This window comes from Rossellomorea sp. NPDC071047, from assembly GCF_050270195.1.
In the GTDB taxonomy this organism is placed as follows: Bacteria; Bacillota; Bacilli; order Bacillales; family Bacillaceae_B; genus Rossellomorea.
The window spans coordinates 1-25,674 of record NZ_JBNNJT010000002.1 but is presented as its reverse complement, the minus strand read 5'-3'; the positions used below and the strand labels follow the sequence as shown (position 1 = coordinate 25,674).

22 protein-coding genes are annotated in these 25,674 nt (G+C 42.3%); 3 read left to right on the top strand and 19 right to left on the bottom strand.

The genetic code is table 11. The features are described 5' to 3' along the window. From ACQKFO_RS07880 to ACQKFO_RS07860, 5 genes are all read right to left on the bottom strand, one after another. The gene (locus tag ACQKFO_RS07880; RefSeq protein WP_262371858.1) at positions 1-777 is read right to left on the bottom strand and encodes a carbohydrate ABC transporter permease; all 777 of its coding nucleotides are present in this window, start codon (positions 775-777) and stop codon (positions 1-3) included. Between the two features lie 144 nt (positions 778-921). Next, entirely contained in the window at positions 922-1,821 is a 900-nt protein-coding gene (locus ACQKFO_RS07875) for a carbohydrate ABC transporter permease (RefSeq protein ID WP_148995020.1), read from the bottom strand. 75 nt (positions 1,822-1,896) lie between these two features. Then, the gene (locus ACQKFO_RS07870) at positions 1,897-3,213 is read right to left on the bottom strand and encodes an ABC transporter substrate-binding protein (RefSeq protein ID WP_427597836.1); all 1,317 of its coding nucleotides are present in this window, start codon (positions 3,211-3,213) and stop codon (positions 1,897-1,899) included. A 102-nt stretch (positions 3,214-3,315) separates the two neighbouring features. After that, positions 3,316-4,341, bottom strand: coding sequence for a LacI family DNA-binding transcriptional regulator (locus ACQKFO_RS07865; protein WP_427597835.1), 1,026 nt, complete (start codon positions 4,339-4,341; stop codon positions 3,316-3,318). A 145-nt stretch (positions 4,342-4,486) separates the two neighbouring features. Next, positions 4,487-7,630 carry an efflux RND transporter permease subunit gene (locus tag ACQKFO_RS07860; RefSeq protein ID WP_427597834.1) on the bottom strand — a complete coding sequence of 1,048 codons (3,144 nt, stop codon included), beginning with the start codon at positions 7,628-7,630 and terminating at the stop codon, positions 4,487-4,489. A 163-nt stretch (positions 7,631-7,793) separates the two neighbouring features. On the opposite strand from ACQKFO_RS07860, the gene ACQKFO_RS07855 reads away from it, so the two are divergent. Further along, positions 7,794-8,648 (top strand): TetR/AcrR family transcriptional regulator, encoded by an 855-nt coding sequence (locus ACQKFO_RS07855; protein WP_148995024.1) that lies wholly within the window; start codon positions 7,794-7,796, stop codon positions 8,646-8,648. Positions 8,649-8,694: 46 nt separating this feature from the next. Here ACQKFO_RS07855 and ACQKFO_RS07850 read toward each other — a convergent pair whose 3' ends face one another. The 10 genes from ACQKFO_RS07850 to ACQKFO_RS07805 form a co-directional block, all read right to left on the bottom strand. Then, positions 8,695-9,120 carry a DUF1284 domain-containing protein gene (locus ACQKFO_RS07850; protein WP_427597833.1) on the bottom strand — a complete coding sequence of 142 codons (426 nt, stop codon included), beginning with the start codon at positions 9,118-9,120 and terminating at the stop codon, positions 8,695-8,697. Between the two features lie 14 nt (positions 9,121-9,134). Continuing rightward, positions 9,135-9,788 carry an NAD-dependent epimerase/dehydratase family protein gene (locus tag ACQKFO_RS07845; protein WP_427597832.1) on the bottom strand — a complete coding sequence of 218 codons (654 nt, stop codon included), beginning with the start codon at positions 9,786-9,788 and terminating at the stop codon, positions 9,135-9,137. 154 nt (positions 9,789-9,942) lie between these two features. Further along, complete coding sequence (locus ACQKFO_RS07840) at positions 9,943-10,161, bottom strand: hypothetical protein (protein WP_427597831.1); 219 nt, start codon at positions 10,159-10,161, stop codon at positions 9,943-9,945. Then, entirely contained in the window at positions 10,145-10,300 is a 156-nt protein-coding gene (locus tag ACQKFO_RS07835; protein ID WP_427597830.1) for a hypothetical protein, read from the bottom strand. Before ACQKFO_RS07835 ends, ACQKFO_RS07840 begins: the two co-directional genes overlap by 17 nt. A gap of 10 nt (positions 10,301-10,310) precedes the next feature. Further along, positions 10,311-10,505, bottom strand: a complete 195-nt coding sequence (locus ACQKFO_RS07830) for a hypothetical protein (protein ID WP_282137600.1) — start codon at positions 10,503-10,505, stop codon at positions 10,311-10,313. 110 nt (positions 10,506-10,615) lie between these two features. Continuing rightward, entirely contained in the window at positions 10,616-12,580 is a 1,965-nt protein-coding gene (locus ACQKFO_RS07825) for a hypothetical protein (protein WP_427597829.1), read from the bottom strand. Positions 12,581-12,623: 43 nt separating this feature from the next. Then, on the bottom strand, positions 12,624-13,895 hold the full coding sequence (locus ACQKFO_RS07820; RefSeq protein WP_299741467.1) for an ATP-grasp domain-containing protein: 1,272 nt from the start codon (positions 13,893-13,895) through the stop codon (positions 12,624-12,626). 189 nt (positions 13,896-14,084) lie between these two features. Then, complete coding sequence (locus ACQKFO_RS07815; RefSeq protein ID WP_044339151.1) at positions 14,085-14,804, bottom strand: YebC/PmpR family DNA-binding transcriptional regulator; 720 nt, start codon at positions 14,802-14,804, stop codon at positions 14,085-14,087. A gap of 142 nt (positions 14,805-14,946) precedes the next feature. Beyond that, positions 14,947-16,458: a gluconokinase gene (gene gntK, locus ACQKFO_RS07810; protein ID WP_427598874.1), complete on the bottom strand. Its 1,512-nt coding sequence runs from the start codon at positions 16,456-16,458 to the stop codon at positions 14,947-14,949. Between the two features lie 90 nt (positions 16,459-16,548). Further along, a complete protein-coding gene (locus ACQKFO_RS07805) occupies positions 16,549-17,892 on the bottom strand; it encodes a GntP family permease (protein WP_044339150.1) in 1,344 nt (447 codons plus the stop codon). A 308-nt stretch (positions 17,893-18,200) separates the two neighbouring features. Here ACQKFO_RS07805 and ACQKFO_RS07800 point away from each other — a divergent pair, with 308 nt between their 5' ends. Beyond that, entirely contained in the window at positions 18,201-19,052 is an 852-nt protein-coding gene (locus ACQKFO_RS07800; RefSeq protein ID WP_427597828.1) for a MurR/RpiR family transcriptional regulator, read from the top strand. Positions 19,053-19,603: 551 nt separating this feature from the next. Beyond that, complete coding sequence (locus ACQKFO_RS07795) at positions 19,604-21,013, top strand: sodium:solute symporter family protein (RefSeq protein ID WP_427597826.1); 1,410 nt, start codon at positions 19,604-19,606, stop codon at positions 21,011-21,013. A gap of 61 nt (positions 21,014-21,074) precedes the next feature. Here the strand turns inward: ACQKFO_RS07795 and ACQKFO_RS07790 are convergent, their stop codons facing one another. The 4 genes from ACQKFO_RS07790 to ACQKFO_RS07775 form a co-directional block, all read right to left on the bottom strand. Beyond that, entirely contained in the window at positions 21,075-22,397 is a 1,323-nt protein-coding gene (locus tag ACQKFO_RS07790) for an aspartate aminotransferase family protein (RefSeq protein WP_427597825.1), read from the bottom strand. Positions 22,398-22,448: 51 nt separating this feature from the next. Next, the gene (locus ACQKFO_RS07785; protein WP_427597824.1) at positions 22,449-23,834 is read right to left on the bottom strand and encodes a YjiH family protein; all 1,386 of its coding nucleotides are present in this window, start codon (positions 23,832-23,834) and stop codon (positions 22,449-22,451) included. 132 nt (positions 23,835-23,966) lie between these two features. Continuing rightward, positions 23,967-25,346 (bottom strand): sigma-54 interaction domain-containing protein, encoded by a 1,380-nt coding sequence (locus ACQKFO_RS07780; protein ID WP_427597823.1) that lies wholly within the window; start codon positions 25,344-25,346, stop codon positions 23,967-23,969. Between the two features lie 122 nt (positions 25,347-25,468). After that, the coding region (locus tag ACQKFO_RS07775; RefSeq protein ID WP_427597822.1) for a hypothetical protein at positions 25,469-25,674 on the bottom strand (206 nt) is incomplete at its 5' end.

Genomic DNA, 25,674 nt, shown 5'->3' with positions numbered 1-25,674 from the left:
CTATTCTTTGATTGACCCTGCTGAAATGCTGTTGACGATATATTTAGATAAGAATAGGAACGCAATCATGATTGGTACGACTGAAATCGCAATCCCTAAATACATCGATCCTAAATTTTGTGCTACTTGAGACCCCTTCAAGAATCCCATCAATACTGGCAACGTATATTTTTCAGGCGAGAACAAGATCACGAGTGGCATGATGTAGTTATTCCATGATCCGATGAACGTGAAGATCGACATCGTTGCAACAGCCGGCATCATGATCGGGATCGCCACCGTATGGAAAATCTTGAACTCACTCGCTCCGTCGATTCGGGCCGCTTCTATTAGACTTGGATGCAAAGTCGTCTTGATGTATTGTCTGAGAAAGAACACGACAAACGGACTTGCGATCGCAGGTACGATCAGTGGGATGAAGGAATCCAGTATCCCCAGGTTCTTACTTAGTTCATAAAAGCCGATAAGCCCCAATTGTCCCGGAACCATCATCATCACAAGCATGAAGACGAATAAGAAATTCTTCCCCCTGAATGTGTAAAAAGCAAATCCATAGGCAGTCAAAGCTGAAAAATATCCTGATAATACGGTCGTGAGGACAGAGATGATCAGACTATTCTTGAAACCCGACCAGATGTTTACGTATTCCATCATATTGGTATAGTTTTCAACCAATGAACTGCCAGGGATCAAGGTGAATCCTGACAGGATCGCTTCATTCGATCTTGTTGCGTTCACAAGCATCATAAGGAATGGGATGAAGCAAATAATCGCCATCAACACAAGCAGGATATAGATGATACTCTTTACAATGTTGTTTCTGGTCTTTAGTTTGGATTCATGTGGCAGAAGTTCGGGTTTTGTTTTTTCTATCTTCTGAGTGGATACGTTTTTTTCAACGGCTGTTTTTCCCAACATGCTTTACACCTTCCTTGCTTGTTTGCGTTCATTTCCGTACATCCCTTTAAAGACAATCGCCGAGAAAATCAAGGTAATGACAAACAATCCGTACGCTACTGCTGATGCATACCCGTAATTGTTAAACTTGAATGCTTGATTGTACAGGTAAAGTACCATCGTATTCAGTGACCCATCCGGAGAACCGATCCCGTCTGTCAGAAGCATCGGCAGATCAAACAGTTGAAGGCCGCCGATCAGGGATGTGATCATGATATAAAGTAAGATTGGTTTTAATAAGGGAATGGTGATCTTTGTAAAGGTCTGCCATCTGTTTGCCCCATCGATCAAGGCAGCCTCGTAGTAGTCCTTGGAAATTCCGGAAACACCCGCCATGACCACTATGAACGAATGGCCGAACCACATCCAGGTAAGGATCAGGGATACAGACAGCTGTGCAGTCGTCGGCTCGTTCAGCCAATTAATCGGTTCTGATATAAGACCTATATTTAATAGAATCATATTTAATGATCCATGCTGCCAGTCCAGTAAGATACCGAACAGCAAAGCGACCGAACTAATCGTGATTAAATTAGGTAAATAAAAGATCGATCTGAAAAATGCCAAACCTTTTAACTTCATTCTCATATCAGAGAAGATTAATGCGAGTACAAGGGCCAGTCCTATTTGCAGGGCAAAATTGATCCCCCATATTTTCCATGTGTTAAAAAATGCTTCCACAAAATAGCTGTCCGAGAGTAACCGGGCATAGTTGGCAAGACCGACAACTTCTGCTGTCCCGCTTCCTGAATAGTTCGTAAAGCTGTAGTAGAATGTAAGCGCAACGGGATAAATACTAAATATTAAAAAGATGATCCAAAACGGGGCAATAAAAACATAACCATATCGGTCTAATTTCTTCATTCCCCAGCCCCCCTTAATTGTTAGAAGATTTGGCAAGTGGCATGGACCATGCCACTTGCCATTGATTTTTACGCGTTAGTTTTTTGGTACTTTTAAATCCGGATATGCGTTTTGTGCTTTTTGATAGAATTCTTTAACAGCTTCTTTTTTCGATTTCTTCCCGTCTACGTACTGCTGAACTGCGTTTCCATAGAATGTATCGAGCTGTTGGTCATATTTCGTTACAATGCCAGGCTCGATTTCTTTCGCTTGTTCCAGAAAGAACTGGTAGTTATTTTGACCGCCAAGGAATTCGTCACTGAAATCACCCTTGATTTCGTTTGTTACAGGCAGGTAGGACAGAACATCCCCTGTTTCTTTCGCCCATTCTGTCAGGAATTCATCTTCCTGGGTCATCATTTTTACAAAGTCATAAGCAAGTTCTTTGTTCTCTGACTTCTCGTAAACTCCTAACCATGTTCCACCCCAGAAGTATGGGCTTGGTCCATTCGTTACTGCCCAGTCTCCTGCTGATTCCTTCACATTTGTTTTCAGTACACTATGAAGACCCCACGTCGGAAGTACATAAGAGAACACTTCAGTTTCTTTCTCTTTTCCATTTTCTTTCACTTTGATCGGCTTATCCATTGCTTCAAACCATGATGGAGACCATTCAGCTGCAAGTGCCGTATAACTGTTCTCACGTAGTTTTTTAGCATAGTCCATAAACTCGATCTTCTGATCAGTCAGCTTTAACTCATTCTTGTCGTTCACCCAAGGTTGGGGATTGTCTCCTTGCGAGAACCAGCGGATGGATCCTTCATCAGGAAACATGCTGTAGCCTTTTTCCTTCATCTTCTCTGCTACTTTAAATACATTGTCCATTGAGTTGAGCATATTCCCAACTTCAGTTGGATCATCTGTACCAAGTACCTCTTTAGCGATACTTCTCTTATAAAATAGGCCTCCAGGCGTCGTTTGCCATGAAAGGGCTCTTACGTTTCCATCCTTGTCCTTACCTAAATCGAATACGTAAGGAACATAGTTATCTTTCATTTCATCCACATTGTATGGATCTTTTGATAAGTTTTCCCAGTACCCTGCGTCTACCCATTGTTTCAGAAAGGCTATTTCACCTGTGAATACGTCCGGTGCTCCCACACCACTTTCAAGTACCGGCTTAAGTTTTGTCGGATAATCCGCTATCGGAACAATGGTCAATTCAACCTTTACACCATTTTTCTCTTCAAATTTCGTAATTGGTTTCTTTAACTCATCAGTGAATGACCAAATCTTCAAATCTACATCTTTACTTGATTTAGAATCTCCTGATGATTTGGAATCTCCGGAGCAAGCTGACAACACCCCTGCCAGCAGTACAAGCGTCATAAATATTCCTAAAAACTTCTTCATCATTATCCCCCTTTGTTCTTTTCAATATAGTTTCGAAAGCGGTTTCGTTCCATCCCTTATAAAAATTCCGAAACCGGTTTCGGAATTACTAAAAAATAAAAATCAATTATTTTTTTCTTTTTTAATAGATGTGCATGATTCTCTAATAATTAGTTCTACTGGAATGATTTCTGTTGTTATGAGTTTCTTCTTTTGAATCATTTGTTTAATTAGTAACTGTCCTGCACGAGCACCGATTCTATCCGTGTCTTGTTTGACTGTGGTTAGTTTCGGTGTAACATAGGCCGACATTTCAATGTCATCATACCCGATGATAGAGATATCTTCCGGTATTTTTAACCCCTTTTCTTTAATGGCTTCCATTGCCCCAATGGCCATATGGTCACCTGCTACAAAAACAGCGGTAGGTATCGTTTCCAATTCTAGAAGGGATTTCATTGCTGCTCTACCTTCTTCAATGGAAAACAATCCACCATTCACAAGGTATTCTTGATGAATCGGAAGGTTTAAATCATTCATGGCCTTAGAAAACCCTTTAATCCTTTGTGCTCCTGCATCGATCTCTGGATCTCCTGAAATATGAGCGATTCTTGTATGCCCCAATGAATGAAGATAGTTCACTGCGAGCCTCCCTCCCTCAATATTATCGGAATAGACGACGCTGCAGTTCTGATTGCTCATATCAATCACGACAATCGGCACATGATTGTTAATCATGTCTTGAACCTGCGGGTCGTTAGGGTCTGAACATATCACGACGATCCCATCCACAGCACGGTACATAAAATGCTCCAAATAACTAGTATCCCGATTGCGCAGATTGCGAGAAGCAAATATTAAATCATAGCCTTCCCGTTCTACATGCTTTCGAAAACTTTCAATGAGGGCGCTAAAGAAAGGATGTTTCATCCCGACCTCGTTGTCCTCAGCGAACATTACACCGATCGTCCAGGATTTTTTTGTCGATAAAGACTGGGCGTGGGCATTTGGTAAATACCCCATTTCAGCCGCTGCATCGAGGATTTTCTGCTTCGTTTTCTGACTCACATCTGTGTAATTGTTAAGAGCTTTAGAAACTGTCGTACTGGAAAAACCAGTCCGTTTTGCTAAGTCATAGATTGTAACCATTGTTATCTCCTCTTCATCGAAAGCGCTTTCGTTAATGTTATTATAGTCTAGACTTTTGATGGAATCAATACTATTTTTCAGAAAATTTATATACAAGGAACCTAAAGAAAAAAAGCAGCCCCGCAACAGGACTGCTTTCCTCAACTTACTCTTTTACTGCCTTTCGCTTCCGTCGACCAATCTTCCCTTTAATTTTCATCAGGATTTCATACACGATCGGCACAACAACAAGTGTTAATAGTGTCGAACTTGTCAGACCGCCAATCACGGTTACACCAAGTCCTTTAGAGATCAACCCACTTCCTTCAAGACCTAACGCCAATGGGAACAGTGCCCCGATTGTTGCAATTGCTGTCATAAGGATCGGGCGAAGTCGGGTGGCACCGGCTTCCAGTAACGCTTCCCTTGTTGATAGACCTTCATTTTCTTTATGGATCACCCGGTCAATCAGGACGATTGCGTTGGTGACAACGATACCTATCAGCATGAGGGCACCAATCATGGAGGAAATACTGATTGTTTCTCCTGCGATCAATAGTCCAACCAATGCCCCGATGATCGTAAATGGCAACGAGAACAAAATGGCAAACGGTGCTAGACCTCCACCGAACGTAATCACCAGGATCAAGTACACAATGGCAATGGCTGCGAGCATCGCTAATCCTAATTGTGTGAAGGATTCCTGGATGTCTTCTGTTACTCCACCCATGTCTACATTGATACCGGCTGGCAAATCGATTTCTTCGATTTCTTTTTGAATGGCTTGTGATGCTTTTGATACATCATCCGATTTTAATTCTCCGCTCACTTGAGCAAATACTTTCCCATCTCGTCGTGAAACGGTATCAGATGTTTTGCCTTCCTGCACTTCAACGACGTCTTTAATCGGTACTTCCATGCCCAGTGGTGATTGGATGGTTTTGTCCGTCAAGTCGTTGATGCTTTCGTATTCCTCTTTTTCAACGTCTAAATAGACATTTACCTCTTCTCCATCTTTTTCAATGGTGGTGAGGACAGGACGTTGACGTGTCTGACCAAGTTCCATGGCGATTTGACCCGCTGTCAGGCCAAGCTCACTCAGCTTTTCCTGGTCTGCGATGAATGAATATTCATCGTACGATTCAGAGATACTTGATCCCACTTTTTTGAAATCTTCTTTATCTTTCATCATTGCTTGAATGTCGTTCACAACAGGTTCGATTTCTTTCAGGGTTTCACCGTACACATACACGACAATTTCATTGCTGCCGGCACTGGCGGAGAAGTCTTGTGAAGCCCATTCCCCTTTATCTGTTGTTTCTTGAAGTTTTTTAATGACTTGTTCTTTTTCTTCAGAGAAATTCTCTGTTTCATCACTGTATTGAACATAGAATATTGCGTTGTTTGAGCTTCCCGGACTCATTGGGTTCTCTCCACCAACCGAGTACTGAATCGTTTCAGCCCCTTTACGCCCTTGGAAATACTCTTCTGCATCTTGAGCGATTTGATTTACTTCTTCTTCTGTTTGACCAGGTTCCGGTTTATACGTTGCCATGATCATCTTTTCTTCGTCTGATGGCAGGAAACTCACACCGATGAGCGGAACCAGGAACAAGCTTCCGACCAGCATCGCGACAGCCAGGAGTGACGTGATGATTTTATGGTTCAGCGTCCAGTTCAATACGCCTTTGTACCAAATTGCTAAACGGCTTTGTTTTTCCACATGCTTCTTCCCAACACCTTTTTTAAACATCGAGTGAGCAAGCATCGGCACAATCGTTACTGCCACTAGAAGTGAAGCCAATAGGGCAAACACGATGGTCAATGCAAATGGCAGGAATAGTTCCCCGATCATCCCCTGAACCAATCCTAATGGAAGGAACACGGCGATCGTTACAATCGTGGAAGACGCGATCGGAACGAACATTTCCTTCGTTGCTTCCCGGATCAACTCTTTTCCTTTCAACAGCTCACCTTTAAGGGACATCCGTCGGTAAATGTTCTCCACTACTACGATGGAGTCATCAATGACACGTCCGATCGCTACGGTCATAGCTCCAAGAGTCATAATATTTAATGTGATATCCATCTGTTTTAAAAGTAAAATCGCGATTAACAACGATAATGGGATCGATACGACGGAGATTAGCGTCGATTTAATATCCCGTAAAAATAGCAGGATGATGATGACCGCAAATATGGCACCAAATAATGCTTTGTTCAGCATGGTGCTGACAGATTCTTCGATGGGTTCACCTTGGTCAAAGGTAGAGATGATTTCAACCCCATCCAAGCTTTTTTCAAAATCTTTCACTTCTTCTTTTACCGCGTTTACAACGTCTACCGTATTGGCGTCAGCTGTCTTCACCACTTGAAGTCCGATGGATTCCTTCCCATTGGTTCTGGAAATGGATTCGGCTTTCCCTTTCAGCTCGATATCAGCAATGTCTGATAGTTGTACGGTCGGGATCTTCATGCCGGCAGGTGCTTCACCGGCAGGCGGAGCTTGAGGAGATTGCCCCCCAGGTGTTTGCCCTTGTGGAGCTTCCATAGATCCGCCAGATGAAGGCGTCACAGGAATCTTCATTTCTTTCAAATCTTCAATCGTCGTAATATTTCCATCAACCATCACAGATTTCTGGCTGTCTTTAAACGTATAAAGTCCTAATGGCGCTGTGACATCAGAACCTTTAATCATATTTTGGACCGTTTCTTCGGTTAAGCCGTATTCAGCAAGTTTTTCTTGATCAAAAACGACTTGTGCCTCTTGAACTTGTTGGCCTGAAACTTGAACAGATGCTACTCCGTCCACTCCTTCAAGCTGTGGCACGATCGTTTCTTCTACAGTCGAAGTTAATTGAGCAAGAGATTGATCATCATTTGCTACACTGAGCGCGATGATCGGGAAAGCGTTAAAGCTTAATCTTGATACTTCCGGCTCATTTACCCCTTCTGGAAAAGAAAGATCCGAAAGGGCATCTTCCACTTCCGTCTTTGCTTCGTCCATATCTTTCGAAAACTTGTATTCTATTTGAACGGCTGAAGCATTTTGATAAGAAGTGGAGCTGACAACATTTACCCCATTTAAATTCTTCAAACGTTTTTCGATTGGTTCTGAAACCTTTTCGGCTACATCTTCAGGCGTAGCTCCCGGATACACCGTCGTAACACTTACAATCGGTGTATTAATGTTTGGTAAGGTTTCGAGTTTCATATTAAATCCTGAATATAAGCCTGCAATAATGACGATGATGGTCATTAACCATACGGCAAACTTATTCTTGAGTACGAAATTGATAATACTATTCACTCTTTATTCGTCCCTTCTCTCATTTTCTGACCGACTAGTCATAACACATTCTAATATAACTGACCGTACAGTCATAAGTCAATATACTTATAAAATAAAAGGTTTATTTATTGTGACCAATCGGTCATAATAGAGTCAAGGAGTTTATCAAGGAGAGGAAAGCATGAAGGAAAAAGAGAAATTAATTATTGAAACATCGATTAAGCTGTTTGCCACGAAAGGGTTTAACGCCACCTCGGTGCAAGAAATCGTGAACGAGTGTGAAATATCTAAAGGTGCATTCTATTTGTATTTCAAGTCAAAGGAAGCCCTTCTGTTAGCCATCATGAACTACTATTTTAAAATGATCACAGCTAAAGTGAATGAAATCGAAAACGAGGATCTGCCTCCTTATGAAAAATTCCAAAAGCAATTAGAATGCCAGTTTATTGAAATCTGTAAACATAAAGAGTTTATCATTATGCAGATAAGAGAGAATGCCATGCCGTTTAACGATGAAATCCATGATCTCCTCAGCGAGATGAAAATGGACACCCATCGTTATTATAAGAAAAGATTATATGGGATTTACGGAAAAAAAATCGAACCCTACTTCTGGGATATCACCATGATGATTCAAGGTTTTTTCCATTCTTATTTAGAATTGGTGATGCTTGATAAAATCGAATTGGATTTTTCCTATTTGTCCCGATTCATATTGAAACGTACGGATGATTTAGTGGAAGGCTTACTAAAAAGCGGGGATCAGCCTGTTCTTTCCTTTGAAAAATTGGATGATTTGGTGAAGGATTTCACTTCTTCGAACAGAATCAATGAATCCACCCTTGTTCATATGATTGAGGACTCCATAGAAATAGCGGAAGATGAAAACAGCCAAATTTCATTGGAAGTCATCAAAGAAGAAATTCAAAAGGATGAGACGCGTATCGTCGTCATTAAAGGGATGATGATGAACCTTGAGGAAGACCCAACGCTTAAGCATCTGATGAATGCATTGAGACATTATTATAAAATCTAATGACTAAAGACCCGCACCTGATCAGATGTGGGTCTTTCATTTTAATTTACACTAAAACATTCTCCCTTAACTTTCCGATCCCTTCCTTACAAACCCCATACTCCAGCCAGGAGCAGCCTTCACATAAATGATCAAGGTCTTCAGGCTTTACCTTTCGGGCCGTTATGCTGATCAATGCTGATTTCATATAGACGTCACCGTATTTCAAGCCTAAATGATGAAGAACCTTGCTGTCTAACGATAGAACATGGTCATTGGAGGCCGCACTTTTTTCACATGCTGTTTTCCCCTTATGAGGGCAGGCCTGGCAGGCGTCATCGAAGGACTGTACAACCTGGATGGGAAAGTCCAATTCCTCGTTTCGTATCTCTCCCACTATGTCTGCCATCACCTTAACGAATTCAGTACTGTATCCCATACCTTGAAACCCGTGAATACAAAGTAGATGATGACCTCTTAATATCCTCTTCATGAAATCCCCCTTTTTTAAAGATTTTGAATTTGATCCGATTCATGGATGGTTACTTTTTCACTTCCAGAACCATTGGCGGCACGGTACATTCCATAAGCCACCTGACGCCCTGAGATGCTTCTATATTTTTTCAACTTACCTACCATTACCGGACGGATGGCTCTTGAGAAGATTTCTCCCGCTTTTTCCCCTAAGCGGAATTCATCTCTCTCCCCTAAAAGAAGGGATGGCCGGAAAATGTGCAGTGCCGGATAATACAGCGCTATTAAGTCTTCCTCCAACTCTCCTTTCACCTTACTATAAAAGAACGGTGAACCCGAGCTCGCCCCGATGGCTGATATGACCATATATTGTTTGGCTCCATGGTCTTTACCGAGCCTCCCCAGTTGAACGGGGTATTCATAATCTACCTTTCTAAACGCTTCCTTTGTCTGCGCTTTCTTAATGGTCGTTCCTAGACAACAGAAAACATCATCGACTTCTTCGTGGGAAAGGAGCTTCATCTGATCGAATGGGATGATTCGTTCATCCAACTTTTCATGCTCCACACCACTCTTTTTTCTCACGAACGAAATCACTTTTTTATACTCGGGACTCTTGATCAGTATCTCAATCAAATGGGAACCGACTAATCCAGTGGATCCTACTACCAACGCTACTTTCGACATTTTTCATTCCTCTCTTCCAAGTAACTGTGTCTTATACTTAGTATAGAGCTTTTTATGTATTTGAACGATACATCAATCAAAAAAGGTGCCAATCATGTGACTGACACTTTTTTATATAATGAAACAAAAGATTAAAGTTCTTATTTTATATCACCTATAACTCTTCATCTTCGAAAAATTGCTGTAATTTCTCATCTTGTTCAGGATCTGCACTTTCAGACGCATATGGATTGTCCTTGACACCTGCCGTATCCATATTTGTTTTAATCGCGAGAAACGGTCCTTTCGGTTCCTCTGCGATGACACGGTCGTTTAACTGTTTGAAATCCGGCATGTCTCTATTTCCTTTATTCACTTCATCTTCCCTCTTCAATCATTCCACCACCATTCTTATAAGCGATTAGAATGATATCCTCGTTCGTTTGCTGACGAAGCTCACTCTCCATATTCTTCACTTGATTTAACGTATCTTCTGATAGGTTTGCCACTGGAAACTCTTTATTCATCATCATTCTTCACCTCTTAACTATTTTCGTTTGCTTGTCCGAATTCTTTTTCTGCAATGAACCCGTTCCCTTCCTCAATTGCATGATGTTCCTCTACTGACTCTCCTGGAACATATACTTGACTGGGATTACGAAGCTGGTTATTCATTGTGAATTCCGGATTTAACGGCGTGTCCATCCGGAACTCTTCAGGTTTCTTATGATCTCTCATTTATTCCACCTCCATTATTTAGTATGGCTACTGATAAAAGAATCATCCAAACTTCATACAGCTCACAAAAAGCGTTAAGCAACTTAAGCTGCTTAACGCCCCATTCATCTTTAAACCCACGTATAATCCCTTCCCCAGCTATCTCGGGCAAGATCTTTGATTTCATCGACAATTTCATTTTCCACAGCAAAGGCATCTCCCTGTTCATAAGGGTTGTAGTGGAAAGCGTAAAGCCTGGAAACAAACTCGTGAAACGGAAGAGAGCATTCTCCTTCCAGTTCCCCATTTTCCATGACGGAAGGTTCGATGCCCTGCCCCCAGTTCTGAGAGCCATCGTTATTCGGATTATAGAAATAGATCCGGTATTCTCCATTGGGATCCTGGGTGATCCTAAGAATCGAAACGGCATGGAATCCAAGGAGCTTCCCATGGACATTTGTGATGAAGATCCCGACCGGATTCGGATAGATCAATCCGTAGTCATCATTGTATTCCGGATGATGAGTGGCATAGAACAGGCGAACGAACCCGGGATAGTCTGAGATGAGGCCTGTTAGTGAGTCAATGACTGTGCTAAACCCTTTTTGAACCCAATCTCCATAGAATTCCGGATTCACCCAGCGGTGTCCATCTTCCCCTCTGAGCGATACACGTCTCATCATCTCACTATAAATACGATCAAGATGAGGGACGAGAACAAGTGACACAGGGTCAAGCTCTTGATGAAGCTCTGGCGCCAGCCCTCCACTTAATTCTTTGGAATGGACCGGTGTTCCTTCAAACATGATATCGATATCTCCATCCCTTGCCGCCCGTGGTATCAGCTCGAGTAAGTATCCTGGAGCATGCTGTGCCCAAAGGCTGATTCCCCGCGCTGTTTGACAAGTCGGGTTTAGGCCTTGGCCAATCCCGATCGGTTGACCGAGGACATTGATGACACCGGCCAGAAGGACAGAATTTGCTGTAATTCCGTCTCCAGCTTTACACGAATTAAGGAGCGTCTTCCGTACTTCCGGCCGAATATCGAGCTCAATCAGCCTTTTCAAACCCGGTGATACTGGAGATGATGATAATACACCCCGCTCAAGCATGAGAGCGAGTCCATAAACCGATTGCTTTGTGGCTGGATAGATTGCCACTTTAATGAGCTGGAATACGAGTTCCTTATGTTCATCCAAGTTTGCTTTTCCTTTGTCATTTAAGTGCAGGGCAGCCGGAACAAGGTCTTGAACTTTTCTGCCGAGGAACCTTAGCAGGATGGCATGCTGAGGGGCAACCAATCCTGTTTCACGCATTGAAGCCGCAAAGGCCACTGCTTCTTTCTCAAGCTCTTCCTTAGACAGGTTCATCAACTTTTTTCGGTACTCACCTGGCTGAACAATGCTTTTGCTGATTGGTGATGGACCTTCAATGGCCGAAACGTACTTCTCCAGCACAAGGCGTTCCGCTACGCTTAAATCTGAATGAAGCATTTTTTTGGCTGTTTCGATCATCGACACGGTCCTTTTTACCATGATCGGACGCTGTGCTGTCAAACGTTCGATTTCTTTAATCAGTGTAGTTGTAAGTGCTTGATAGGAAAGCTTATCAGATAGAAATCGAAATAATTCCGTTGCCCTTTCACTATGCTCTCCACCTTCAATCCGTGCTGCTTCTGTTGCTTCAGGGAAAAGCAGGTTCAGATTCAGGACCATTACTTCATTAAGGAAATCCTCTGCCATTTCAGTCGAAACATCGGGATGTTCATACTGTCCTTCTGCAATGGAGAGCATTCTTAACTCACTGAGAATTTCAATGATCGAAGGAAGCCCCTTCGCTTGAAGAGAACCGGCCACGAGTGGTGGTTGGAGCTTGGACGCCTTTTCCCAGGGGCCATCCTGAAAGACCCCGGCTTTTTCAAAGCGACTTGCGCTCCGATATAGAATCTCCAATCCTTCATCCATATCCAACAATCTTTGTGCTTCCTGATAGACGTCAGTTTGATACATTGATTTCGCAAATGAAGCTGCGCTCTCCAATTCATTAAGCGCTTGCAGAAATCGATCTTCCAGCTTAGACGTTAATTCAAATGCCATTTCAAAACTCCTTTATCGATCAAAATACCAGTGGATGGGAGAATTAAATATAGAAGTTAAACTGTTCGTATTCCTTTAATAGATCCCTCATGATTTCACTGTCTTCCCCATAGAAGAAGATCGTTCCGTAATGATTACCGAAGCCGATTCGCTGAGCTACTTTCCCTTGAGCCGGACTGAACATATCATGTTTTTCAAAATAGGCATGGTTCTCCAGTTCATCGGGTACCTCCAGCTTCTCCACATAATTAACATGAGGGTGGACCATTAAACAACCTGCATGGGCTTTTGCCTTTTCACCTGTAGAAGGGAAAAACTCTCTAAGCTCTTCTTCTGTTGTATTGGGGTCACTGCAAAGGATTTGAGCTTGATATGCATTAAACCCATAAGCCCTCTCAATCAAATCAAAGATATGTCCGCCGGGGACCCTGGCTGCGACTTCACCAAAATGAAGGGTACCATCGGACGTAATGAAATATTCCGGATGAATAACACCGTATTCAATCTCAAACGCATCAATGAGCTGTTGAATCGCCTCTCGGATGATCGGACGCTTTTCCTCAAGGCTTGGAGATGCCGGTACGAAATTAGAGTAGCCTAATCGCACATACTCCGTTATATTTAAAAATTGGATCTTTCCATTATGGATAAACGCTTCACACGAGAATTCCTGTCCGTCTAAATGACTTTCCATCAGAAGCGGAAACTCCGACTCAGTGAGAGCATCGATATCTTCCGGATTCTCAATGGCTCGGTGTCCTACAGACCCTGCTTTATCAAGAGGTTTTACGTGAATGGGATCGTTCTTGTCTCCTTCGACTTTCAGGAGGGCTTCATTCACTCGTTTCAAGAAGCGTCTTACATCTTCCTTATCCCTTGCTTCTTCAAATACACCTACTTTAATTCCGGCAATTTGCGCTTTACGCTTCATCATCCCTTTATCTCTTAATAGTAGAGAACGATTGAAGACGCGTGGTTCGTTACGGAATCGGGAGTTTAATGCCCCGGACCACTCCACACACTCTTCATACAAAGGAACAGCCACTTCTGCACCCATTGCTTTCAGCTGTTTATAAAGATGATCTGAACCTTCATTTAATCGATCGAAGTCCCAACCGATAAAGGCGATATCATGTTTTTCTGCGTATGCCTCAAAATCTGGGGGGCCTACAACGACGAAAGGCCTATTAAGCTTCGTACATGCTTCGATTGCCGGCAGACTCCAACCGATCAATGCCGTTAGATAGGGTTTGGTTTTTTCCTTTCGATCCACGTTCTGTTCTGCTTGCTGTAATTCGAGTTGATCTAGTCCCATATTTTCCTCTCCCCTTGTCACGTATTTATTCAGATTCCTCTTTAGCATAACAAAGCAGATAGGGAGAATGAAGTATTATGCTGAATTTTCAATCTATTCGACAAATAAAGTGGTAAAGTGACATAATCAGCGGGGATGTCTCCAATAAAAAACCCCAAATGCACTCAGCATCAGGGGTCCTTTCTTCTATTATTCACCTAAATCAACATTATGATAAACCTGCTGAACATCTTCCAAATCTTCTATCGCATCAATCATTTTTTCGAATTGAGCTTGACCGTCTTCTGGAAGTTCGACATCATTCTGCGCAAGCATTGTCAGTTCCGCTACTGTAAACTCAGTAACACCTGCACCTTTAAACGCTTCTTGAACCGCATGGAATTGATCTGGTTCAGCGTAAACGATCACAGCATCATCTTCTTCGATAATATCACGTGCGTCTACATCCGCTTCCATCAGGATCTCCATTACTTCTTCTTCTGATTTCCCTTCAATACCGATTACGGCAGTTGCATCGAACATATACGCTACAGATCCACTTACACCCATGTTACCGCCATTTTTGCCGAAAGCTGCACGCACTTCGGATGCAGTTCGGTTTACATTGTTCGTCAGGGCATCAACAATGACCATGGAACCATTCGGTCCGAAGCCTTCATAGCGTAGTTCGTCATAGTTCTCTTCTGAACCACCCTTTGCCTTTTCGATGGCTCGGTCCACGATGTGTTTCGGTACGCTGTATGTTTTCGCACGCTCAAGAACAAATTTCAGCGTTTGGTTCAGTTCAGGATCCGGCTCACCTTGCTTGGCCGCAACATAGATCTCACGACCGAACTTCGCATAAATACGACTCGTATTCGCATCCTTAGACGCTTTCTTTTCTTTAATGTTATTCCATTTACGTCCCATATTGTTTCACTCTCTTTCACATTTATCTATAGATACTTTCACTCTTAAAAGGTATTTTCGTTTCTATTATACATGAAAACAACTATTTTTGGCTAAGTAGATTCCTTGCCACTCTTACCTAAAGAAAGCCGACTCAGATGAGTCAGCTTCGTTCCTGGTATGCACTTATCGCTTCATATTCTTCTTCCAGCAAACGTGGAACGCGAATAAAGATAGGCATCAGTTTCGTATAAGCTTCCGTTGCTTTCGGATCCGGCTGATGGGAATGTACAGAACCGACCATTTCACTCACTTCTTCCAGTGAGTCAATCATCCCGTTTCCATACATCCCAAGGACAACCGCTCCAAGACATGAGCTTTCGAAGCTTTCCGGAACTTCCACTTCCTGATCAAATACATCAGCGAGCATTTGACGCCAAATCTCCGAGCGGGCAAATCCACCCGTTGCCTGAACCCTTTTAGGTGTTCCGATTAATTCTTCCAGCGCCAGAAGAACGCTGTATAAATTCATGACAATTCCTTCTAACACTGCACGGATCATATGCTCTTTTTTGTGATGCATACCGAGTCCAAAGAATGAACCACGGGCTTTTGCGTTCCAAAGAGGTGCCCGTTCGCCTGCCATATATGGATGGAAGAGCAATCCTTCCGAGCCCGGTTCTACTTTAGATGCAATATCCGTAAGTACTTCGTAAGGATCTTTTCCTAACCGGCTGGCCACTTCAACCTCTGCAGAAGCCAGTTCGTCCCGCACCCAACGAAAGATCATACCACCGTTGTTGACTGGCCCGCCAATCACCCAATGATTATCCGTCAAGGCATAACAGAAAATGCGGCCTTTCGGATCCGTTACCGGACGGTCCGTTACAGCGCGTATCGCACCACTCGTTCCGATCGTAACGGCTACGACACCCGGTTCAATGGCATTGACGCCAAGATTCGATAAGACTCCGTCACTTGCTCCGACGACAAACGGTGTGTCGGCTGATAAGCCCATCATGTCCGTGTACTCAGATTTCAAGCCAACTAAGCTTTTAGTCGTTGAGACAGGAACCGAAAGTTGATCCTTGGTGACACCTGCCACCTTCAACGCTTCTTCATCCCAAGCAAGGTTCTCCAGATGGAACATACCTGTTGCAGATGCGATTGAATAATCCACAACATATTTTCCGAAAAAGCGATGGAACACAAATTCTTTAATGGAAATGAACTTAGCTGCCTTGGAAAATAATTCGGGTTCTTCATGCTGCAGCCAGGCAAGCTTTACAAGGGGGGACATCGGGTGAATAGGAGTCCCTGTTCTGCGATAAATCTGCAACCCATTCATTTCTTTTTTTATCTTATCCGCCCATTCGGCACTTCGGTTATCAGCCCAAGTAATGGAAGGAGTCAGAGGCTGGTCCTTCTCATCCACCAGGATCAAGCTGTGCATAGCAGAGCTGAACGACACAAACGAGATTTTCTCACTTGTTTTCGAGGTCACTTCCTTTATACAACTGATGACGGCACGGAAGATTTCTTCGGGGTCCTGTTCGGCGGTTCCCGGTGCCGGTGTATGTAATGGATATTCGACCCCATGACGATCGATCGCTTCTCCCTTTTTATTAAAAAGTACCGCTTTCGTACTGGTTGTCCCGATATCGACACCAATCATGAATTCTGACATTTTCGTTCCTCCTAAACAAATAGAGAAAAGGAAGAAGCGACATGGCTCTTCCCTCTTCCACTATTATTCTATCCTATTTTATCCGATGAATATCCCTATAATGAATACTACAGTAAATCCTACAAAACCGATGAGCGTTTCCATCATTGTCCATGATTTTAACGTATCTTTTACATCTAATCCAAAATAACGATTCACTAGCCAGAATCCGCTGTCATTTACATGAGAGAAGACAGTTGCTCCTGCTGCAATGGAAATGACCATTAAACCAAGGACCGGCCCTTCTAAACCAAGAGTGGAAATTAATGGACTCATTAGTCCCGCTGCCGTGACCATGGATACAGTCGCTGAACCTTGTGCCACACGAACGACCATGGCAATTAAGAAAGCAAGGGCAATCGGAGGCAAGCTTGAACCTGCCATCATTTCACCAAGTACTTCACCGACACCCGAGTCGATCAGAACTTGCTTGAACACTCCACCGGCTCCTGTAACAAGGATGATGATCCCAGCCGGCTCAAGTGCTTTTGTCGCAATATCCTGAACTTCCTGACGTGAATATCCACGTCTTGTTCCTAATAATGTAAACGTCAATAGAGTCGCAATCGTTAACGCTACGAACGGATGACCAAGGAACGTTAAGATTGAACGAATGGTATTTCCTTCATCTAATAGAACACCAGAAAGTGTATTCAATAAAATTAACACTAAAGGAATCGAGATAAGTGAAGCAATCATTGCAAAGCTTGGAAGCTCTTTATCGTACTCGATCTCTTCCACTTGCATATAATCCGGAACCACTGCATGAATTCGTTTCGAAATGAATTTTGCAAAAAGTGGACCGGCGATGATCATGGATGGGATACCTGCAAGAGTACCGAATAAGATAACCCAGCCAAGGTCAGCACCGATTAAATCAGCTACAGCAATCGGTCCTGGAGTTGGCGGAATGAAGCTGTGTGTTACAGCTAGTCCCGCAAGTAAAGGGATCCCATAGTATAATAGCGACTTGCCAGTTTTCTTTGCCAAACCATATACGATCGGTACAAGGATGATGAATCCTACATCGAAGAATACCGGAATGGCTACCAAGAAACCTGTAATACCTAACGACCACTGCGCTTTATCTTCACCAAATTTATTAATCAGGGTTTGAGCCAGTCGTTCCGCTCCCCCTGAAACTTCAAGCATACGACCGAACATTGCACCTAAACCAACTACGACAGCGACAAACCCTAGGGTCCCGCCCATTCCGCTTTGTATCGAAGCGACAACTTCCTGGAGAGGCATGCCTGCGGCGATCCCTACAATCAAACTTACTAATAATAGGGCGACGAAAGCATGAAGCTTCGTTTTGATAACTAAAAATAATAGAAGAAAAATTCCGGCTAATGCAACTAAAATGAGCATTTGATCAGACATCTCTATCCCTACCTTTCTTTCATGACGACAGCTTGGCTGCCAGATTTTTTATAACGATTGATCCTGACTACCCGGGAAAGTAAAACGTTTACAATTTTCCTCTATGTAACTTCTACTCTCTGACCTGCTAAACAGAAGTGGCTTAAAGAAAGTGCATTTCGTAGTTTAAGATAATCAGGAAAATTATTTTCTGTATATCTCTATTATAAAAAATATTTTTCTTTTTGCAACCGTTTACAGAAATTATTTTTATTTTTCTTGTATTCTTGTATAATAATATTATGAAAACCCTTACAGGAGTGAAGTCTATGAGTCAACATCAACATTGTCTAGCGAGTATACGTTCACACTATCCTCAATTTAGCGTGACCGAGAAAAAAATTGCCGACTATATACTTGAAAATCCAACCGAGATCATTCATTCGACGATCAATGGTTTGGCAGAAGATTTAGGAGTCGCTGACTCCACTGTCTTCCGTTTTTGTAAGCGAATCGGCTTTAAAGGTTATCAAGCGATGAAAATTGCCCTTGCCTCAGAAATAGTGACGGGGCTAAAGGACATACATGAGCGGGTTGATGAAGGGGATTCAGCTCAAACCATTGCCACAAAAGTATTCCGGTCGAATATCAAAACCATTGAAGACACATTGATGGTAGTCGATGAGAAAAAGCTTACAAAAGCTGTGGACATAATGTCGAATGCCCGATCAATCGAATTTTTCGGCAGTGGCGGATCAGGCGTCATCGCCCTTGACGCGTATCATAAGTTCATTCGAACCGGATTACGTGTGCATGCTGCAAGTGACAGTCATATTCAGCTTATGACTGCTTCCCAAATGACGAGTGAAGATTGTGCCGTGTTCATATCACATTCCGGATCGACGAAAGACATTCTCCAGGTTCTTGATATTGTCAAGGAAACCGGGGCCAAGACGATCTGCATCACCAATTTTGCGAAATCTCCATTAAGCCAGGGTGTCGATACGTCCCTCTTCACCGTGTCAGAAGAAACGGACTATCGATCAGAAGCACTATCCTCCCGTATTGCTCAATTAACATTAATCGATGCCCTCTACGTCAATTTGATGATGCAGAGAGAAATGGAAGGTCAGGATGCGCTTAGGAAAATGCGCAAAGCTATTTCTGTTAAAAGGCTATAAAAGGTCGATCAGTGAAAACTGATCGACCTTTTTAGTACCATCCATTTGCTATTACCCAACTAATAATCAGGTATTTTTACCTATGAAACCAAACTAGATAATAGGTAAAATGGTTTATTTTATTATTTTTCTACACCTTTATTTATTTCAAATTTCTAACTATTTCTTCTATTCCTATACCAATTGACCTGTATAGGTTTAGCTTCCATCCCATTTTTTCCCAACGTTTGATTACCTGCTGAAAATCTTGTCAAGTCAAGCTTTCCAACCATTTTTTATCGAAATGAATGTATGCTAAGGTTAATGAGAAATGTTTTTACGTGAGACAAGCATTCATGAAAAACATCACAACGAAAGACATGTTCAGAGCCTCTTACAACCTCTAAACTTTTTTCGCGTAGCTTTAGATTTTTGATTGGCAGGTAGAATCTTCTACCTTCTATTCAGGCTAAAAAATGTGTTTAACTTTTCACCGGTGATCAAAATTGTGATTAAGAAATGAATCAACGTTCTCTCGCGTGAACAAATACTGTTCAGGAGATGATCGTTTTATGGAATTACAACAAAATCCACATTTACTATGGTTTATAGGGATATATGCAGTACTTATGATTGGGATTGGTACGTATATGTCTAAGAAAGTATCCAGCAGCAATGATTTTATATTAGCTGGAAAAAGCCTTGGTCCATTTGTATTAATGGGGACATTGCTTGCAACTTGGACTGGAAGCGGAAGTATTTCAGGGGGAGAAACATCTGTCGCATATAGCTTCGGAATCATCCCTTCGTTAATGCTAATGATTCCGACTCTGGTGGGAATCGGGATCCTTTATCTCGTTGCACCTAAAATCCGTGCATTCAGTAAATATACGGTTTCAGCAATCCTGGAAGAAAAGTATGGTTCCACTGCACGAAATCTTTCAAGTGTCATTATCATCTTAGCTTATGTAGGAATTGTTTCTTATCAGATGAAAGGTTTCGGGTTCATTCTAAATTTAACAACAGGCATGTCTGTTGGTCTTGGTACGACCATCGGTGCTGCCTTGATCATTTTTCTAGCCATGATCGGTGGTTTACGTTCTGTTTCGCAAACAGATGCACTCAGTGGATTTCTTATGGTCGGTGGTTTAATCATTACCGTTCCAACCATTTTCTTCATTGCTGGGGGATGGGATGAAATCGTTAAAAATGTCCCTGCATCCCACATGTCAGCCACGGGCAACTTATCCATCATTCAATTGATCGGTTATCTATTGCCATCTCTATTCTTGTTGTTGGGTGACCAAAACATGTATCAGCGTCTGGCTTCATCTAAAGGGGATTCTTCATCAAGAAAAGGACAAATTGGATGGCTTATTGCCATGATCATCATTTCTCCTGCCATCTCCTTAATCGCCTTTGCATCCCGTTCTCTATTCCCGGATATCGATCCAGGAATGGCGTTAATGGCCACAACAATTGCGATGCCGATTGGAATCGGCGGAATCCTTCTGGCAGCAGCGGCTTCCTTTATCATTACAACAGGAAATTCGTATCTATTGTCTGCTGCAACGAATCTGACTTATGATATTTATGGTAAATATATCAATCCAAATGCTTCTGATGATAAACAGTTAAAAATCACCAAGATGTTCATTGTTGTCCTTGGTGCGTTAGCATTCATCATCATTAATTACTTCCCAAGCGTACTGGATGTTCAAATGTACGCTTACACTGTTTATGGCGCAGGCATCACTCCAGCTGTTTTAGCCGTGTTCTTCTGGAAACGGGTGAATGCTGCCGGAGGCGTTTCTTCCATGCTTGCAGGGGTCGTTTCCACATTGGTTTGGGAGATCGTCCTTCAGAAACCATTTGACCTGAATAGCGTTGTCATCGCTGTTCCGTTAGCCATTATTGTGTTGATCGTCGTAACTCTTCTGACGACAAACAAGAATGATGAACAGATACAACAAACTGCATAATCTCATGATAAAAAGGCAGGATTCAGGTATAATGTTTCACCTGAATCCTGCCTTTTAACGTTTAATCGAAATGACTCATCAATGTAGCCTCATACTCACTCAATGCTTCATCCAGCATGCGAAGTCCAGTATCTATTTGTTCCTTTGTTACAGTAAGCGGTGGAATCATCCTGATCACTTCACTATGATTTCCGCATAGATAGAATAATACGCCTTTTTCCAAAGCACGATCCAGAATATCCATTAATCCTTCCTGATTTGGTTTTCCTGTTTGAGGATGAACGATTTCAATGCCGATCATCAGTCCGACTGATCGAATGCTCCCGATCACGCTATGTTTCTCCTTTAAAAGCTCGAGCCTGGAAACGGCATAAGCCCCCATTGTTTTCGTATTATCGAGAAGATTTTCTTCCTTCATGACTTCTAATGTAGCAAGTCCTACGGAACACGCAATCGGATTTCCACCAAACGTCGTCCCATGGCTTCCAAGGGGCCATTGTTTCATGAGCTTATTCGATGCGACCGTCGCGCTCAGGGGAAGCCCCGAGGCAATCCCTTTTGCAATCGCCATAATATCCGGTGTTACATCGAAAGTTTGAGCTGCAAACCAATTCCCCGTACGTCCAAAGCCTGTTTGGACTTCATCGAAAATCAGTAAAATATCGTGACGATCACAAATCTCCCTTACTTTTTTGAGCCAAGCTTTCGGAGGAACGATGTACCCGCCTTCACCAAGGACGGGTTCTAATATGATACACGCTACCTCTTCAGGTGTGACCTGATGATTAAAGAGAGTTTCGAAATCCTTTTCAAGCTTCTCAACAACATATTGGACTGAGTCCACTCCCTCCGGACACTCTCTTTCGTTCGCATATGGAACCTGATACGTCAGTCCTGATGGCTGCATAAACTTTCGATACTTACTCTTGGAAGTCGTGACACTTAACGCACCAAGTGAACGCCCGTGAAAACAGCCGGTAAAGGAAACAACATACGGACGCTTCGTTACATATTTCGCAAGCTTGATTCCACCCTCGATCGCTTCAGTACCACTATTGGCAAAGAAGAAACTATCTAAATCTCCTGGGAGGATCTCTGCAAGCTCATCAGCCAATCGAAGGATCGATTCATACATGATGACACCTGATGGCCCGTGCATAAGTCCATCTGCTGCATCTTTAATCGCTTGTACAATTTTCGGATGACGATGTCCAACATTCGTTACGGCAATCCCAGAGGTGAAATCAAGATATTTCTTTCCGTCCAACCCGTAGTAATAGCACCCCTCTTCTTTTACTACCGGTAAGTTTGGGTGATCTTTTGCCATACTGGGTGCCAGACGATTAGGCATATTTTGAATCAGCTGTTCAAATGTTTGTTCCATTCTAGTAACCTCCATATATGTGACTGACAAATTTGTTTAGTATTAATTCTCTTACATAAAGAAGAAATGAGCCAATAAAGCGACGATAGGTAACGTGATAATCGTACGCTGGATAAAAATGATGAATAAATCTAAAAAGCTGATCGGAATCTTGGATTTGATTAATAGAATACCAATCTCAGACATGTAAATTAATTGAGTCAAAGACATGGCGGCAATGACGAATCTTGTTAATTCACTCTCAATTCCGCTCCCTACTACAGCAGGTAAAAACATATCTGCGAAACCAACGATCATGGCAGGGGCCGCATCTGCCGCCTGTGGAATTTGCAATAACTCCAATAGAGGAACAATCGGATATGCCAATACGTCAAATACAGGAGTATATTCAGCTACCACTAAAGCAATCGTTCCAAGGGCCATTACTAGAGGAATAAGACCAAACCAGATATCCAGGACGTTCTGGAGTCCTTTTTTCGCTACCTCTCCGACACTTTTCACTTCTGATGCTTTTTCCACTGCTTTTTCAAAGCCCCATTGAAAACGGGATACATTATCAGGAACGGTTTCTGAAATTTGCATGCCAACCGGCTCGTAATAGGTATCTTTCTTTCGGGAAAGAGGCGGGATGCGCGGACATATGACCGCAGCTGCTATCCCTGCAATAACCACTGTCCCATACAGTTGAACGAACATTGATTCCAATCCGATGAAGCTGACAATCACAAGACTGAAAGCGATCGAAGCAACGGAAAAGTTTGTGGCAATGACTGCTGCTTCCCGCTTTGTGTAGTAGCCTTCTTCAAATTGTTTCGTTGTAATCAATACTCCCACGGTACCACTCCCCATCCAGGATGCAAGGGCATCGATGGACGATCGCCCCGGCAGTTGGAATAGCGGCTTCATGATTTTCTGCAGCAGGGTACCGAAGAAATCCATCAGTCCAAAATCTAAAAGCAGGGGCATCAATAAGCCTGCAAATAAAAACCAAGTCGTTAAGACAGGAACTAATGAATACAAGACGGTTCCTCCCGTAAAGTCAGAAATGATCCACTCGGGACCAATTCCATTTACCGTCATCACCGCAAATATCGAACCCAGGACGCGAATAGCAATCCAAAAGAATCCTACGTCAAATAATCCTTTTAAAAACGAGTGGTTTACAATCCACTGAGGTTTAAACATTTTCGTATAAATAGCCATAAGTGCTGATATACCAAAAACCACTGTCATGAATAATGGCAGTACACCTTCCAGCATTCCTTGAAAATAAGAAGCAAATATCCCGACCCCGATTGTCATGTTCCCATCATATGTAACAGGTACAAGGAACAACAGTACCCCTAACAAGGACGGAATGATAAACTTCATTGCTTCTCTTGACGTTCTGCCTGACCGGGTTTCTAATTGACTAACATTTTGTTTTCCAACTTCCATTGTCAAACACCCCTTTAAAATTTATCCATAACCCCTAAACATTCGAGAACCACGTATGCGTCGTATTAATATCCCCCTTCTTCACCTTTTCGTTCTTTTCACCTTATTACTTGCAAGTTTCATGCCAATATTTTATTTAATTTTATATTTTTTGAGTTTTCTAACTATTGAAGGTTGACTAACTCCTAAGTTTTGAGCCATTTGGGTAGTTGTTTTATGCTTCTCCCTGGCATTCTTTAATACTTTTTCTTCGACTGCTTCAAGAATGTCCTTTAAGGATTGACCATTGTACTCAAATCCTGAAATATCAGCACTATGTTTTATGTATGAACCAGGCAGGTTTTCCATTTCAATCAATGGCTTGGATGATGTCACAATCAGCCTTTCAATTAGATTCATCAGCTCTCTGACATTCCCTTTCCAATCTTGGATCAACAACTGGTGAACAACTCCTTCATCCAGCTCTCTTTGGCGCTTATATTTTTCACAAAAATGATTTACAAAGTAATCGATCATCGTAATAATGTCTGATGTTCTCTCTCTTAATGGAGGAATCGTTATGGGAACCACATTCAAACGGAAGAATAAATCCCTCCTGAATTCTTTCTCCTCCACAGCCATCTCTAAATCCTTGTTCGTAGCTGCCAGGACCCTGAAGTCAACCCTCCTGTGTTTCGTACCGCCTACACGGTAAAATTGTTTCTCCTGAATGAATTTTAGAATCTTGACCTGGTTTGATAGAGATAACTCCCCTATTTCATCCAAAAATAGAGTGCCTCCTTCAGCGAGTTCTGCTAATCCTACTTTTCCTTTGCGGTCAGCCCCCGTGAAAGACCCGGGTTCATACCCAAAGAACTCTGCTTCAAATAACGAGTCTGGTATCGCTCCACAATTGACCTCAATGAATGGGCCGCCTTTTCGTTGACTTTTGTTATGTATGAATTTCGCAATATGGGACTTACCGACACCGGATTCCCCCAGCAGGAGAACGTTCACATCGACTTCTGCTACTTGCAGGGCAACCTGTAACACCTTTCTCATCTCATCACTTGAGGCAATGATCCCTTCCGAATAGTAATGACGGCTTCTAAGGATTTCAAGCTCGCTTTTCACTCTTTCCATCTCATCTTCCATTTCCGTTAAATACTTTTTCATATTCAATAATTCCGTTACATCATGGGAATAGCTGACGATTCTCACTAGTTCACCCGTTTCATTGAATACCGGGATCCCTGTAACAAGCAGTTTCTTACCTTCTTTACTCGTCTGGACCAACGTTATTTTTTTCTTTTCTTTTAGAACGATCGGGGTTAGTATCGGTGAAAAAACGCCTTCTTTTTCCAGGTCATACACAGATTTCCCTACCATGTCTGCCGAGTTCACGTTATAAATATCCCCGGTTGCGTCACTCACTTTCAAGATTATCCCATCTGTATTGGTTACTAAAATATCATCTTGCAGCGAATGAAGAATCGCTTCATTTTCATTCCAACTTTTTTTCTCTACAGTCACAGACAGCATCCCCTTTGCAAGTCTTGCAATTATTCAATAATGAATAATTATCCTGATAATTTTTATATTAATTCATTTATACCAAAGTTTTTTGACTTTTTATACATTTTTGAATAAATTATTCAAAAATAAATATTTTTACTCAACACATTTGTAGGAGGCTGATTACTTCTATTCAAGGTAGCAGTAGTTGATTTCCGCTGCAGGTGCTCGCTTTCCGCGGGGCGGGCGGTGAGCCTCCTGATATGAACGAAACTGTCAATACTCATTATCCACATCGATTTAAAGGCAGCTTTAATAAAAGAAGCCATTTTAGCTCCTTCTTTTA

Coding starts and splice junctions, on each gene's coding strand:
- ACQKFO_RS07820 (WP_299741467.1), bottom strand. CDS start 13,895: ATGGGACTAGATCAACTCGAATTACAGCAAGCAGAACAGAACGTGGAT.
- ACQKFO_RS07850 (WP_427597833.1), bottom strand. CDS start 9,120: ATGAAGAGGATATTAAGAGGTCATCATCTACTTTGTATTCACGGGTTT.
- ACQKFO_RS07800 (WP_427597828.1), top strand. CDS start 18,201: ATGAGTCAACATCAACATTGTCTAGCGAGTATACGTTCACACTATCCT.
- ACQKFO_RS07825 (WP_427597829.1), bottom strand. CDS start 12,580: ATGGCATTTGAATTAACGTCTAAGCTGGAAGATCGATTTCTGCAAGCG.
- ACQKFO_RS07845 (WP_427597832.1), bottom strand. CDS start 9,788: ATGTCGAAAGTAGCGTTGGTAGTAGGATCCACTGGATTAGTCGGTTCC.
- ACQKFO_RS07835 (WP_427597830.1), bottom strand. CDS start 10,300: ATGATGATGAATAAAGAGTTTCCAGTGGCAAACCTATCAGAAGATACG.
- ACQKFO_RS07805 (WP_044339150.1), bottom strand. CDS start 17,892: ATGTCTGATCAAATGCTCATTTTAGTTGCATTAGCCGGAATTTTTCTT.
- ACQKFO_RS07855 (WP_148995024.1), top strand. CDS start 7,794: ATGAAGGAAAAAGAGAAATTAATTATTGAAACATCGATTAAGCTGTTT.
- ACQKFO_RS07790 (WP_427597825.1), bottom strand. CDS start 22,397: ATGGAACAAACATTTGAACAGCTGATTCAAAATATGCCTAATCGTCTG.
- gntK (WP_427598874.1), bottom strand. CDS start 16,458: ATGATTGGTGTCGATATCGGGACAACCAGTACGAAAGCGGTACTTTTT.
- ACQKFO_RS07830 (WP_282137600.1), bottom strand. CDS start 10,505: ATGAGAGATCATAAGAAACCTGAAGAGTTCCGGATGGACACGCCGTTA.
- ACQKFO_RS07785 (WP_427597824.1), bottom strand. CDS start 23,834: ATGGAAGTTGGAAAACAAAATGTTAGTCAATTAGAAACCCGGTCAGGC.
- ACQKFO_RS07870 (WP_427597836.1), bottom strand. CDS start 3,213: ATGAAGAAGTTTTTAGGAATATTTATGACGCTTGTACTGCTGGCAGGG.
- ACQKFO_RS07880 (WP_262371858.1), bottom strand. CDS start 777: ATGGCGATTATTTGCTTCATCCCATTCCTTATGATGCTTGTGAACGCA.
- ACQKFO_RS07865 (WP_427597835.1), bottom strand. CDS start 4,341: ATGGTTACAATCTATGACTTAGCAAAACGGACTGGTTTTTCCAGTACG.
- ACQKFO_RS07795 (WP_427597826.1), top strand. CDS start 19,604: ATGGAATTACAACAAAATCCACATTTACTATGGTTTATAGGGATATAT.
- ACQKFO_RS07815 (WP_044339151.1), bottom strand. CDS start 14,804: ATGGGACGTAAATGGAATAACATTAAAGAAAAGAAAGCGTCTAAGGAT.
- ACQKFO_RS07875 (WP_148995020.1), bottom strand. CDS start 1,821: ATGAAGAAATTAGACCGATATGGTTATGTTTTTATTGCCCCGTTTTGG.